Raw genomic sequence first — 13,138 nt, forward strand, 5'->3', positions numbered from 1 at the left:
ACCCTTTCCGGAGTCAGAGCTTGCGCAGTGACAGACGCTGGACCTTGTGGTCCGGCCCCTTGCGCAGCACCAGAGTGGCACGGCCGCGCGTCGGCGCGACGTTCTCCAGCAGATTGGGCCGGTTGATGGTCCGCCACATGGTGCGCGCGTAGTCCAGCGCCTCCTCCTCGGAGACCTGTGTGTACTTGCGGAAGTACGAGAACGGGTTCTGGAACGCCGTCTCGCGCAGCCTGCGGAAGCGGTGGAGGTACCAGGTCTCGATGTCCTCGGCGCGGGCGTCGACGTACACGCTGAAGTCGAAGTAGTCCGCGAGGCCGACCCGGGTCCGGCCGTCCTTGCCGGGCAGCGCGGGCTGCAGCACGTTCAGCCCCTCGACGATCAGGATGTCGGGGCGGCGTACGGTGAGCCGCTCGCCCGGCACGATGTCGTAGATCAGGTGGGAGTAGACGGGGGCCGTCACCTCGTCCTTGCCGGCCTTGATGTCGGCGACGAACCGGGTGAGGGCCCGGCGGTCGTACGACTCGGGGAAACCCTTGCGCGACATCAGGCCCCGCGACTGGAGTTCCTTCATCGGGAGCAGGAACCCGTCGGTCGTCACCAGCTCCACCCGGGGGTGCTCCGGCCAGCGCGCCAGCAGCGCCTGGAGGATGCGGGCGGTGGTGGACTTGCCGACGGCGACGCTGCCGGCGACCCCTATGACGAACGGGGTGCCGCGCTGCTCGCCGTGCCCGTTGCCCGCGTCACCCAGGAAGGTGTTCAGGGCCCCGCGCAGGCCCGAGGTGGCCTGGACGTAGAGGTTGAGCAGCCGGGATAGCGGCAGATAGACGTCCCGGACCTCGTCGAGGTCGATGACGTCGCCGAGCCCTCTCAGCTTCTCGACCTCCTCGGCGCTCAGCGGCAGCGGGGTCTTGTCACGCAAGGCGCTCCACTCCGCCCGGGTCAGGTCGACGTAGGGCGTCGGCGCGTGCTCGGTGCGGCGGGGGCTCCGTGCGGGCGAAGTGATCACGTATTCATTGTTGCGGGAGTTTTAACGGAGTGGGGGGTGGGGTCGGTCACGTGTGGCGCGGTCCCGGGGGGCGAGGAGCGTGCTGCCCGCGTCCTTCGAGGCTCGTACCGGCCGGAGTCCGGCGGTCGCCCGGTCTCCCCGCCGACGGCTGAGCCGGCCCGCGCCTGCGCGCCCAACCGGCACCTCCACCCCCTCCCCGGGGCAGCGGCAGAGCGTCGCGTGCCTCCGCCGTGACCAGCGAGAAGACGGCCGGCGGCGACTGCCGACCACTCCGTTGATACGAACCTGACACACCGCCACAACCTTTGGCCGGGCCGCACAGTCCAACAGCGGAAACGATCACTCCGTGGGACGTCCCCAGGGCCGTCGCCACGGGACAGACCCCCCCCCGGTACAGCCTGGGAGCTGACATGAGAACCGCCACCGGCCGCAGACGGCTCGGCGCGTACGCGCTCGTCGCGGCAACGGCGCTGAGCGCCACCGTGCTCGGCACCACGCCGGCCTCCGCCGCGAGCGACGCACTGTGGGTGCAGTCCCCGGAGGAGGTGACGCTGGCCGTCGAGCCGGGCTCGTACCAGGAGCTCTCGTTCGGGATCTACCACGACAACGGCGATTACCACGTCGCCAACGGCGTGCTCACCCTCGACCTGTCGGAGCTGGCGGGCGTGGCCGAGGTCTCGGTGCCCGACGGCTGCTTCCTGGCTGCGTCCGACACCGTCGCCGTGTGCGACGTCTACGAGGTCGGCGACATCGGCGGCACCTATGACGGGCCCCAGTTCACCTTCGGGCTCCGGACCGTGGAGGGCGCCCCGGCCGGGGCGGAGCTGAGCATCGGCCACCATGCCCACGCGGAGACCGACGGCCCGGACGGTGTGCTGTACTCCCACCGGGGCAGCACCCCGGTCAAGGTCGAGTCCGTACCTTCGTCACCTGCGCCGGACCTGAAGCTGACCGAGCCGGCGGCGGTGGGCCCGGTCGCCCCCGGAACCTCTCTGACCGTACCCGTCACGGTCACCAACAACGGCGACGCGGCTGCGGAGGGCTTCCGTCTCCGAGCGTGGAACACCTACGGCCTGGAGTCCGCCACCACCTCACCGGACTGCGCCTGGACTCCGCCCGCCCTGGGTACCGAGGACATGCCGGGCGGCCTGCTGGACTGCACCTTCGACACCGTCGTGGAGCCCGGTGCCACCGTCACCCTGGCGGAGCCGCTGCGGCTCGCCGTGGCGCCCCACGCCCTGTTCGAGCGGCTCGACGTCGAGATCGAGCCGCTGGGGAGCACGCAGGACCGGAATCCCGAGGACAACTTCGCCGCCATGCAGGTCACCGCGGAGAACACGGCCGACTTCGCCGTCCAGGGTGACGAGGTCACCGGCGCGGCCGGGGAGACGGTCACCGCCACGGTCGGCTTCCGCAACCACGGGCCCGCCTGGTTCGCCAACACCGGCAGCGGTGAGGCGGTCGGCACGGTCACCCTGGCGGTCCCCGAGGGCGCCACGGTCGTCTCGGCGCCGGAGAACTGCTCGGCGCTGGGATCCACCACCTACCGGTGCGAACTCCGGCACTGGGCCACCCCCGACGAACAGATCCGGTTCCCCTTCGAACTGCGCGTCGACCGGGTGATCCCGAACGCCACCGGCGCCGTCACGCTCCAGGCCTCCGCACGGCAGACCCCCTACGACCCGGACCCGAGCAACGCCCACGCCGTACTGGCACTCAACGGGGCCGCCCAGGCGTCGTAGCGGATGCCCGTCCGGCGTGCCGGGCGGGGCGGCCGGGTGGCCGCGTCGGGGAGACGGTGCCGCGACGCGGCACCCGATGAGGCCGGCCCCGGACCCACCGGCGATGATCACCCTGAGTGCCGCGTCCGTCCGCCCTGTTGTCAGCCTGCCGCACCGCCTGCGGCAGGTGACTGCCGGCCGGTGCGGTGGATCCGATTCCCGCACGACCCATGAGGTGCAATGAAGACAAGTGGCAGAACCAGCGCTGCGGGCGTGGTCGTAGGGGCACTCGCCCTCTCGGCGTTCGCGGCTCCCGCGGCACAGGCCGCGGAGACCGGGATCACGGTCTCCCGGGTTGTGGTCAACGGGGGCAAGTCCGTCATCGTGGGCACGTCCGAGGAGAAGGAGCCGCCCCTCACCTTCCGGGTGACCCTCCCCTCCGGATACACGTCGGCCGACATGAGCACCTGGAGCGCCAGACCGTTCCTCTACCACGGCACGACCGTGGCCAAGGGGGCGGAGAGCGGCGGTCTCCGCACGGGTATCTACACCTGTTACCCGACGACTCCCCGGATCGCGGACTGCGAGGGCAGCCTGTACATCGATCCGCGGTACGACCTCGACTCGAACAACGACGCGACCACCTGGAAGATCGGTGTCCTGACCCAGCTGTGGAAGCCCGGTGGCGGGCTCAAGGCGGAGCAGCCCGTCACCGCCTCCGGCACGGTGAAGGTCAAGCGCTGGGCCAAGGCCACGGTGAACGCCTCACCCGAACCGGTGACGAAGGGCGGGACGATCACCGTCACCGGCAGCCTCAAGCGGGCGGACTGGGTGAAGCACACGTACACCGGTTACGCCGGCAAGTCCGTCAGCCTGCAGTTCCGGAAGAAGGGCAGCTCCGTCTACTCCACGGTCAAGACGGCCACGTCGTCCAGCACGGGCGCGCTGAGGACCACCGTCAAGGCCTCGGTCGACGGTTACTGGCGCTGGAGCTTCGGCGGTTCGTCCACGTCGGGCACCGCCACCGCCGCCGGCGACTTCGTCGACGTGCGCTGAGCGGGGCCGTGCCGGCGGCCCCCTCACGGGAGGGCCGCCGGCACGGCAGCCGGGCTGCGGGCCTCACACACCGTCCGGATGCCCCCGGAGCCGGGCCCGGAGCGACCTGGCCGTTTCGTCCGCCTGAGCGGCCGTCACCCGCTCGGGCCGCGGACGGCGGAGCAACTCGAACACCCCCGGCCCGCGTTGTTCCTGCGGCAGGTCCGCCGTGCGCGGCACGATGTGGAAGTGCACGTGGGCGAAACCCTCGGCCTCGGCGAACTGCACGACGTAGGTCTTGTCGCAGCCGGTCACGTCGCGGAGTGCCCGGGAGAGGCCGACCTGCCACGTACCCAGCGTGGAGGCCTCGGCGTCGGTGAGGTCATGTACGGCCGTGACGTGTCGGCGGGGCAGCAGTACGAGCCAGCCCGGGACCGCCGTGTTGAAGGAGTGGGCCACCCGCCAGTGCCGGTCGAAGGCTACGCACTCGCGGGGCGGCAGTTCAGCGAACTGTGCTTCCTGGTCGCACGCGTAACACCCGGGACTCGTCATGCTCCGAGAGCCTAGAACCGCCCGGCCGGGAACATGCCGGTCTCTGCGGAACGGCCCCGTGAACCGTCCCCTCCGCCCGGTGTCCCCGCCCGGGGCGGATGTCCGCACCCCGGTGGCTCGGGCCGCCCGCGCCGCGACGGTGCCGCGGACCTTCAGGCGCGGCCGCCCGCTTCAGCCCCGGCCCGCAGCGTGACAGACCCTATTGGCGCAATGGCGGGCACTTCCGCGCCACCCGGGGCGGGGACACCGGCCTTATGGTGACGATATGTGCGGAATCGTGGGTTATGTCGGGGCGCAGTCGGCGCAGGATGTCGTTGTCGCGGGGCTGAAGCGGCTGGAGTACCGGGGCTACGACTCCGCCGGGGTCGCCGTCCTCGCGGACGGAGGGCTGGCGGCTGCCAGGAAGGCGGGGAAGCTCCTCAACCTGGAGAAGGAGCTCAAGGACCGGCCGCTGCCGGCCGGGAACACCGGTATCGGGCACACCCGTTGGGCCACGCACGGAGGGCCCACCGACGCCAACGCCCATCCGCATCTCGACAACGCCGGCCGGGTCGCCGTCGTGCACAACGGGATCATCGAGAACTTCGCCGCCCTGCGCGGGGAGCTGGCCGGACGGGGCCATGACCTGACCTCCGAGACCGACACCGAGGTGGTCGCCCACCTGCTCGCCGAGGCGTACTCGTCGGGCGGTGACCTGGCGGAGGCCATGCGCCAGGTGTGCCGCCAGCTGGAGGGCGCGTTCACCCTGGTCGCCGTGGTCGCGGACGAGCCCGACGCGGTGGTGGGGGCCCGGCGGAACTCGCCGTTGGTGGTGGGGGTGGGTGACGGGGAGATGTTCCTCGCCTCCGATGTGGCCGCCTTCATCGCGCACACGCGGGACGCGATCGAGCTGGGCCAGGACCAGGTGGTCGAGCTGCGCCGGGACGGGGCCACGGTCACCGGTTTCGACGGCCGCCCCGCCGACGTACGTGAGTACCACGTGGACTGGGACGCGTCGGCCGCAGAGAAGGGCGGATACGCCTCCTTCATGCTCAAGGAGATCGCCGACCAGCCCAAGGCCGTCGCCGACACACTGCTCGGCAGGGTCGACGGCTCGGGCACGCTCCACCTCGACGAGGTGCGCATTGCGCCGGGCGTGCTCCGCGAGGTCGACAAGGTCGTCGTCGTCGCCTGCGGGACCGCCTTCCACGCCGGGATGATCGCCAAGTACGCCATCGAGCACTGGACGAGACTGCCCTGCGAGACGGAGCTCGCCAGCGAGTTCCGCTACCGCGACCCGATCCTGGACCAGCGCACCCTCGTCGTCGCCATCTCGCAGTCGGGCGAGACGATGGACACGCTGATGGCGGTCCGGCACGCCCGCGAGCAGGGGGCGAAGGTCCTCGCCATCTGCAACACGAACGGGTCGACCATCCCCAGGGAGTCGGACGCCGTCCTCTACACGCACGCCGGCCCCGAGGTCGCCGTGGCCTCGACCAAGGCGTTCCTGACGCAGCTCGTCGCCTGCTACCTCGTCGCGCTGTACCTCGGGCAGGTACGCGGCACCAAGTGGGGCGACGAGATCCGCACCGTCGTGCGTCAGCTCTCCGAGATGTCCGGCGCGGTCGAGCGGGTCCTGGGGACGATGGAGCCGGTACGGGAACTGGCGCGGTCCCTGGCCGGCCACGACACCGTGCTCTTCGTGGGCCGGCACGTGGGCTACCCGGTGGCCCTGGAAGGCGCGTTGAAGCTCAAGGAGCTCGCGTACATGCACGCCGAGGGCTTCGCGGCCGGGGAGCTCAAGCACGGGCCGATCGCGCTGATCGAGGAGGGCCTGCCGGTCGTCGTCGTCGTGCCGTCCCCGCGCGGCCGTTCGGTGCTGCACGGCAAGATCGTGTCGAACATCCAGGAGATCAGGGCCCGGGGTGCCCGTACCGTCGTCATCGCGGAGGAGGGCGACGACGAGGTCGTCCCGTACGCCGACCACCTCATCAGGATCCCGGCTACGCCTACGCTGCTTCAGCCGCTGGTCGCCACGGTGCCGTTGCAGGTGTTCGCCTGCGAGCTGGCCACCGCCCGGGGCAACGAGGTGGACCAGCCGCGCAATCTGGCGAAGTCCGTGACAGTCGAATGAGTGAGTGAGCACGTGATCATTGGGGTCGGGATCGATGTGGCGGAGATCGAACGCTTCGGCGCCGCGCTGGAGCGCACGCCCCAGCTGGCCGAGCGGCTCTTCCTCGAGCGGGAGTTGCTGCTGCCCGGCGGGGAGCGGCGGGGAGTCGCCTCGCTGGCGGCCAGGTTCGCCGCGAAGGAGGCACTGGCCAAGGCGCTCGGAGCGCCGGGCGGGCTGCTCTGGACCGACGCCGAGGTGTGCGTCGAGGACAGCGGGCGGCCGCGCCTGGAGGTCCGCGGCACCGTCGCGGCGCGGGCGGCCGAGCTCGGCGTCCGCAGCTGGCACGTGTCGCTCAGCCACGACGCGGGGGTGGCGTCGGCCGTGGTGATCGCGGAGGGTTGAGGGTATGCGACATGCCTACAGCGTCGAGACCGTACGGGCCGCCGAGAGGGCGCTCATGGCACGGCTTCCGGAGGGTGCGCTGATGCAGCGCGCCGCCGCCGGACTGGCGGTGGCCTGCGGCGACCTGCTCCGGCGCAACGGGCGGGTGTACGGGTCCCGGGTGCTGCTCCTCGTCGGCAGCGGCGACAACGGCGGTGACACGCTGTACGCGGGGGCCCGGCTGGTCAGGCGCGGGGCCGGGGTGCGGGCCCTGCTGACGTCGCCGGACAAGGTCCACGGGGCCGCGCTGGCCGCCCTGCTGGCGGCGGGTGGGCAGGTCCTCGACGGCCCGGACCTCGGGGCGTTCGGCCCCGTCGACCTCGTCGTCGACGGCATCACCGGGATCGGGGGCCGCGGGGGCCTGCGACCCGAGGCGGCGGCGCTCCTCCGCGCGGTCACAGGAGGCCACGCGCCCGTGCTCGCGGTGGACCTGCCGAGCGGCGTCGAGGCGGACACCGGCCAGGTGCTCGGCGCGGCCGTACGGGCGGACGCGACCGTCACCTTCGGTACGTACAAGCCGGGGCTGCTCATCGACCCCGCCGCCGGACACGCGGGCGCGCTCAGGCTCGTCGACATCGGCCTGGCGCCGGAACTGCCCGCACGGCCGGATCTGGAGGCCCTCCAGTACGCCGACGTGGCCGCCCTGCTGCCCGTGCCCGACGGCGAGAGCGACAAGTACCGGCGCGGGGTCGTCGGTGTGGCCGCCGGCTCGGAGCGGTACCCGGGCGCGGCCGTGCTGGCGGTCGCCGGGGCGCTGCGCGGGGGCGCCGGGGCCGTGCGGTACGCGGGCCCCGGGGCCGACGCGGTGATCGCCCGCTTCCCGGAGACGCTGGTGCACCCCGGCCCTCCGTCGGAGGCCGGACGCGTGCAGGCCTGGGTGGTCGGGCCAGGCCTCGGAGACTCCTCGGCAGCGGCCGGAGCGGTGTCCGACGCGCTTGCCTCGGACGTCCCCGTGCTGGTCGACGCGGACGGGCTGCGGCTGATGGACGCGGCGGTCGTGCGCTCCCGGACCGCGCCCACGGTCCTCACCCCGCACGCCGGCGAGGCCGCCGCGCTGCTCGGGGTGGCGCGCGAGGAGGTCGAGGCGGGACGGCTCGCCGCGGTGCGGGAACTGGCCGCGCGCCACCACGCCACGGTGCTGCTGAAGGGCTCGACGACCCTCGTCGCGGAGCCCGGGGACACGGCCGTCCGCGTCAACCCGACCGGCACGTCCTGGCTCGCCACGGCGGGCAGCGGCGACGTGCTGTCCGGGCTGACCGGTTCGCTGCTCGCCGCGGGCCTCGCGCCGCGCGACGCCGCGTCGGTGGGCGCCTACCTGCACGGGCTCGCGGCGCGCCGGGCCTCGGACGGGGCGCCGGTCGCCGCGCAGGACGTCGCCGACGCCGTACCGGCGGCGTGGCGGGACGTGCGGGCCTGATCCACGCTGGAGACCGGAAGCCGGAGCGGAGCGAACGGACGGTGATCGGTCGTGGGCAGTGGCAGCGGCATACGCGTGCGCAGGGTGTACGACCCGCCGGAGGACGACGACGGCACCCGCGTCCTGGTCGACCGCCTCTGGCCGCGCGGGATCTCCAAGGAGCACGCGGCGGTCGACCTGTGGGCCAAGGACGTGACCCCTTCGAAGGAACTCCGCACCCGGTACCACGAGGACCGCTCCGAGAACCGGTACGGCGACTTCGTGGACCGCTACCGCACCGAGCTCGGTGACCCCGAGCACACCGAGGCCGTGGAGGGGCTGCTCGCCCTGCTGCGCCGGGGCGGGCCGGTCACCCTCGTCACGGCCGTGAAGGACGTGCCGGCCAGCCATGTCCCGGTCCTCGTCGACCATCTGGAGGACGCCCTCGACCACCGGTGACCGCCTCACCGGGCACAGAGGTCGAGGGCACAGGCGTACGGCTCTGAGACACTGGGCGCGATGAACGAGACAGCGACCATGAGAGCCCGTGCCGAGATCGACCTCGCCGCGTTGCGCGCCAATGTGCGCGCCCTGCGCGCGCGGGCGTCCGGGGCGCAGCTCATGGCCGTGGTGAAGTCCGACGCGTACGGGCACGGGGCGGTGCCCTGCGCCAGGGCGGCGCAGGAGGCCGGGGCTGCCTGGCTGGGCACCGCCACCCCGCAGGAGGCGCTCGCGCTGCGGGAGGCCGGGATCGGCGGCCGGGTGATGTGCTGGCTGTGGACGCCCGGCGGCCCCTGGCGAGAGGCGGTCGAGGCCGACATCGACGTCTCGGTGAGCGGCATGTGGGCACTGGACGAGGTCACCGCCGCCGCCACGGAGGCCGGGGTCCGGGCCCGGGTCCAGCTCAAGGCGGACACGGGTCTGGGACGTAACGGCTGCCAGCCCGCGGACTGGCCCGCGCTCGTCTCGGCCGCCCGCGCGGCCGAGGACGCGGGCATCCTGCGCGTCACCGGTCTCTGGTCGCACTTCGCCTGCGCGGACGAACCCGGCCACCCGTCGATCGCCGCCCAGCTGAACGTCTTCCGCGACATGGTGGCGTACGCCGAGAAGGAGGGCGTCCGGCCCGAGGTGCGGCACATCGCCAACTCCCCGGCGACGCTCACGGTGCCCGAGTCCCACTTCGACCTCGTACGCACCGGTATCGCGATGTACGGCATCTCGCCCAGCCCCGAGCTGGGCACACCGGCCGACTTCGGGCTGCGGCCCGTCATGACGCTCGCCGCCTCCGTCGCGCTGGTCAAGCAGGTGCCCCCGGGCCACGGCATCAGTTACGGGCACCACTACACGACCTCCGCCGAGACGACGCTCGCGCTGGTGCCCGTCGGGTACGCGGACGGCATCCCGCGCCACGCCTCGGGCCGGGGCCCCGTCCTCGTCGGAGGCGCCGTCCGCAGGATCGCGGGGCGGGTGGCGATGGACCAGTTCGTGGTCGACCTCGGGGGCGAATCCCTCGACGCGGGCGCGGAAGCGGTGCTGTTCGGGCCGGGGGACCGGGGCGAACCGAGTGCGGAGGACTGGGCCGAGGCGGCGGACACGATCGCTTACGAGATCGTCACGCGCATCGGCGCACGCGTTCCCCGCGTCCACCTCCACGAGGACTCCGGCCGGGGCTGAGACCCCGGCCCCGCCGGGAGCACGGTCCGACGACGACAACGACGACGAAGGAGCACGGCACGGTGAGCGAGACCAGCGCCGAGGACGTGGTGGCGACGGCGGCCGTCGCGGCGGCCGGCTGGCGCCGGGCGGGCATCGCCGGGGCGGCGATAGGCGTCATCGCCGCGGGCGCGGCGGCGGGTGTGGCCGTCGAGCGGCTCACCGTGGGCCGGGGGATGCGCAAGAAGGCCCGCCTCGCGCTGGACGCGTCGGGCCCGTACGGCTCCCTGCGGGGGCTGCCCGGCCGGGCGGTGGCGGACGACGGAACCGAGCTGTACTACGAGGTCGACGAGATCGAGCCGGACGGCGGTACGAGCCGCGCGGGCAGGGGCCCCGGGGCGAATGTCGCCGCGGGCTCAGGACCCCGCCGCCGCCGGCTCTTCGGCAGCAAGGACCCCGCGCCCCTGACCGTCGTCTTCAGCCACGGCTACTGCCTCGGCCAGGACTCCTGGCATTTCCAGCGTGCCGCGCTGCGCGGTCTGGTCCGCACGGTCCACTGGGACCAGCGCAGCCACGGCCGCTCGGAGCGGGGCAGGGCGCAGACCGAGGGCGTACCGGTCGGCATCGACCAGCTCGGCCGCGATCTCAAGGCGGTCCTCGACGCGGCGGCGCCGGAGGGCCCGCTGGTGCTGGTCGGGCACTCCATGGGCGGCATGACGATGATGGCGCTCGCCGACCGCTACCCGGAGCTGATCCGTGACCGGGTGGCCGCGGTCGCGTTCGTCGGGACGTCGAGCGGCAAGCTCGGCGAGGTGAACTTCGGACTGCCGGTGGCGGGCGTGAACGCGGTGCGACGGGTGCTGCCCGGGGTGCTGAAGGCGCTCGGGTCGCAGGCCGAGCTGGTGGAGCGCGGGCGGCGGGCGACCGCCGACCTGTTCGCGGGGCTGATCAAGCGGTACTCCTTCGGATCGCGGGACGTGGACCCGGCGGTCGCGCGGTTCGCGGAGCGGCTCATCGAGTCGACCCCGATCGATGTGGTCGCCGAGTTCTACCCGGCGTTCACGGAGCACGACAAGAGCGGGGCGCTGCCCGCCTTCCGCGAACTCCCCGTGCTGATCCTGGCCGGTGACAAGGACCTCGTGACCCCCAGCTCGCACAGCGAGGCCATCGCGGACGAACTCCCGGACGCGGAGCTGGTCATCGTGCCGGACGCCGGTCACCTGGTGATGCTGGAGCATCCGGAGACGGTGACCGACCGGCTGGCGGACCTGCTGGTGCGGATCGGAGCCGTTGCGGCCGAGGCGCGCTGATCCTCTACCGTTGGTCGGCATGGAAGCAGCGCACAACGGCCCGGTGACCGACACCGCACCGGGCACCGTCAACCTGGACGTCACCGTCGAGTCCCCCGAGGAGATGAAGGAGCTGGGCCGCCGGATCGCCCGCGTGCTGGCCCCCGGCGACCTGGTGATGCTCACCGGGGAGCTCGGCGCGGGCAAGACGACCCTGACCCGCGGCCTCGGCGAGGGCCTCGGGGTGCGCGGTGCCGTGACCTCGCCGACGTTCGTGATCGCCCGGGTCCATCCGCCCCTGGGCGAGGGCCCGGCCCTGGTCCACGTCGACGCGTACCGCCTGGGCGGTGGCCTCGACGAGATGGAGGACCTGGACCTCGACGTGTCGCTGCCGGAGTCGGTGGTCGTCGTCGAGTGGGGCGACGGCAAGGTCGAGGAGCTGTCGGAGGACCGGCTGCGCGTGGTGATCGACCGCGCGGTCGGCGACACGGACGACGAGCGCCGCACAGTGACCCTGGTGGGGATCGGCGCGCGCTGGGCGGAGCTGGGCGCGGAGCTGGCGGGGACCTGATCCCCGCTCCCACGGGGGCCGTGGCGGCGCCTGAGCGGGATTGGCGGGGGCGTCGGCGCACGGGGGACGGACGCATGGCACACCTGCGGGGGCCGATCCTGTGCGTGTCGGCCCCCGCCACCACCGGCGAGTCTCCGGTGACGCCGGGATACGGCGCTCTCCGGGCGGGTGCTCGGGCACCGGGTGGGCCCGGCCGCCGACGTCTTCTCCCTCGGCGCCGCGCTCGTGCAGGCGGCGAGCGGGGATCGGCGTGATCGGTCCGGTGATCGACCTGGCCGAGGACCGTCGGCCGTGTGTGGTCCCTGTTCCCGTCCTCGGGACTCCCTGAGCGCGTTGCCGGTGTTCCGACGCGGGCCCGGGGGAGCACTTTCCGACAGATCGTCGGTAAAATGTTGCGCACGGGCGGCCCGTCGTGTTCCCATGGGTGCAAGGATTGGTTAGGTCTACCTAACTGCACCCCTGGACGAAGCCCGAGGAGGCAGCATGCCGACGCCTGAGCGTGAAGTGCAGCCGCAGTCGTCGCAGGCGGAGCCGCCGTCGGTGTCCGCGCTGTCGATGAAGGACCTGCTGGCCTCCTGCGCGGCCGCGACGGCGGTGTCGACGCCGCCCCGCGACGAGCGGGCCGATGAAGGCGACACCGAGGACGTGGGGCGCGACGCGGCGTAGCCGCCCGGTCCTCAGGGGACGACGACGACCTTCACGCCGACCGTGGCGAAGGTCCACAGCACGTCGCCGTCCGCCCTCTTCATCCGCACCCCGCCGGTCTTCATCGTGGGGTCGGGACTCTGCATCGAGTCGTCCTGCGCGGCGCTGAAGCCGACGGACACGTCGTCGACGTTCGCGAAGCGCACCACGTGCTCGATCGGGACGCCGTCGGAGCCCTTGATGCTGCCGGAGCGCGAGGTCACCCCGTACACACCGGGCGGCGGGCTCACCGAGCTGGGCATGACGGCGAACGTCCGGAGGGCCTTCTCCTTGTCGTCCACGATCCACACTCGGCGGTCCTTCAGCGCGTACACGACGCGGGCCCCGGTGCCGGAGTCCGCCGGGACCGCGAACGGCTTTCTGGACGGCTGGGGCTGGGGCTTGGGGGTGGGGGCGGCGGACGCCGGGCCGGAGGCCTCGGCCGAGGGGGCTGCGACCGAGTCGGGCGCGTTCGCCGACGCCTGGTAGGCGAGGAAACAGACCGCGGCCAGCGCCGCGGCAGTGAGCCCGGCCACGATTCCCGAGCTGCCCCTTGCCACCGTGAGGTCCCCTTTCACATGCGTCCGTCGCATGTCGTACAAGCATTTACGTCGTACACGCGTATACCCGGCGACGGTACCAGCAGCGGAGGGGGAGACCGGGACGCCGTACGGGCTGCCGTGGCCGGGTCGGCGGAG

The 13,138-nt window shown here is 72.9% G+C and carries 13 protein-coding genes; 10 read left to right on the forward strand and 3 right to left on the reverse strand.

The window, feature by feature from the left end:
* Positions 1-13: 13 nt before the first annotated feature.
* A complete protein-coding gene (coaA, locus tag OO67_RS05485; RefSeq protein WP_033297619.1) occupies positions 14-1,006 on the reverse strand; it encodes a type I pantothenate kinase in 993 nt (330 codons plus the stop codon).
* 410 nt (positions 1,007-1,416) lie between these two features.
* Here coaA and OO67_RS05490 point away from each other — a divergent pair, with 410 nt between their 5' ends.
* Entirely contained in the window at positions 1,417-2,748 is a 1,332-nt protein-coding gene (locus tag OO67_RS05490) for a COG1361 family protein (RefSeq protein ID WP_051709146.1), read from the forward strand.
* A 219-nt stretch (positions 2,749-2,967) separates the two neighbouring features.
* A complete protein-coding gene (locus OO67_RS05495; protein ID WP_051709148.1) occupies positions 2,968-3,783 on the forward strand; it encodes a hypothetical protein in 816 nt (271 codons plus the stop codon).
* 63 nt (positions 3,784-3,846) lie between these two features.
* Here the strand turns inward: OO67_RS05495 and OO67_RS05500 are convergent, their stop codons facing one another.
* A complete protein-coding gene (locus OO67_RS05500; RefSeq protein ID WP_033297621.1) occupies positions 3,847-4,314 on the reverse strand; it encodes an HIT family protein in 468 nt (155 codons plus the stop codon).
* A 265-nt stretch (positions 4,315-4,579) separates the two neighbouring features.
* On the opposite strand from OO67_RS05500, the gene glmS reads away from it, so the two are divergent.
* The 8 genes from glmS (at position 4,580) to OO67_RS05540 (ending at position 12,422) form a co-directional block, all read left to right on the forward strand.
* Positions 4,580-6,427, forward strand: a complete 1,848-nt coding sequence (gene glmS, locus OO67_RS05505) for a glutamine--fructose-6-phosphate transaminase (isomerizing) (RefSeq protein ID WP_033297622.1) — start codon at positions 4,580-4,582, stop codon at positions 6,425-6,427.
* Between the two features lie 12 nt (positions 6,428-6,439).
* The gene (locus OO67_RS05510) at positions 6,440-6,808 is read left to right on the forward strand and encodes a holo-ACP synthase (protein WP_033298700.1); all 369 of its coding nucleotides are present in this window, start codon (positions 6,440-6,442) and stop codon (positions 6,806-6,808) included.
* Positions 6,809-6,812: 4 nt separating this feature from the next.
* Entirely contained in the window at positions 6,813-8,264 is a 1,452-nt protein-coding gene (locus OO67_RS05515) for a bifunctional ADP-dependent NAD(P)H-hydrate dehydratase/NAD(P)H-hydrate epimerase (RefSeq protein ID WP_033297623.1), read from the forward strand.
* 51 nt (positions 8,265-8,315) lie between these two features.
* On the forward strand, positions 8,316-8,702 hold the full coding sequence (locus OO67_RS05520; protein WP_033297624.1) for a DUF488 domain-containing protein: 387 nt from the start codon (positions 8,316-8,318) through the stop codon (positions 8,700-8,702).
* Positions 8,703-8,762: 60 nt separating this feature from the next.
* The gene (gene alr / locus OO67_RS05525; protein ID WP_033297625.1) at positions 8,763-9,917 is read left to right on the forward strand and encodes an alanine racemase; all 1,155 of its coding nucleotides are present in this window, start codon (positions 8,763-8,765) and stop codon (positions 9,915-9,917) included.
* Positions 9,918-9,979: 62 nt separating this feature from the next.
* On the forward strand, positions 9,980-11,206 hold the full coding sequence (locus OO67_RS05530; RefSeq protein ID WP_033297626.1) for an alpha/beta fold hydrolase: 1,227 nt from the start codon (positions 9,980-9,982) through the stop codon (positions 11,204-11,206).
* A 19-nt stretch (positions 11,207-11,225) separates the two neighbouring features.
* Positions 11,226-11,756 carry a tRNA (adenosine(37)-N6)-threonylcarbamoyltransferase complex ATPase subunit type 1 TsaE gene (gene tsaE, locus OO67_RS05535; protein WP_033297627.1) on the forward strand — a complete coding sequence of 177 codons (531 nt, stop codon included), beginning with the start codon at positions 11,226-11,228 and terminating at the stop codon, positions 11,754-11,756.
* A gap of 483 nt (positions 11,757-12,239) precedes the next feature.
* Entirely contained in the window at positions 12,240-12,422 is a 183-nt protein-coding gene (locus OO67_RS05540; protein ID WP_033297628.1) for a hypothetical protein, read from the forward strand.
* An 11-nt stretch (positions 12,423-12,433) separates the two neighbouring features.
* Here OO67_RS05540 and OO67_RS05545 read toward each other — a convergent pair whose 3' ends face one another.
* Positions 12,434-13,033: a hypothetical protein gene (locus OO67_RS05545; protein WP_208860964.1), complete on the reverse strand. Its 600-nt coding sequence runs from the start codon at positions 13,031-13,033 to the stop codon at positions 12,434-12,436.
* Positions 13,034-13,138: the final 105 nt, after the last annotated feature.

This window comes from Streptomyces atroolivaceus, from assembly GCF_000717025.1.
In the GTDB taxonomy this organism is placed as follows: domain Bacteria; phylum Actinomycetota; class Actinomycetes; order Streptomycetales; family Streptomycetaceae; genus Streptomyces; species Streptomyces atroolivaceus.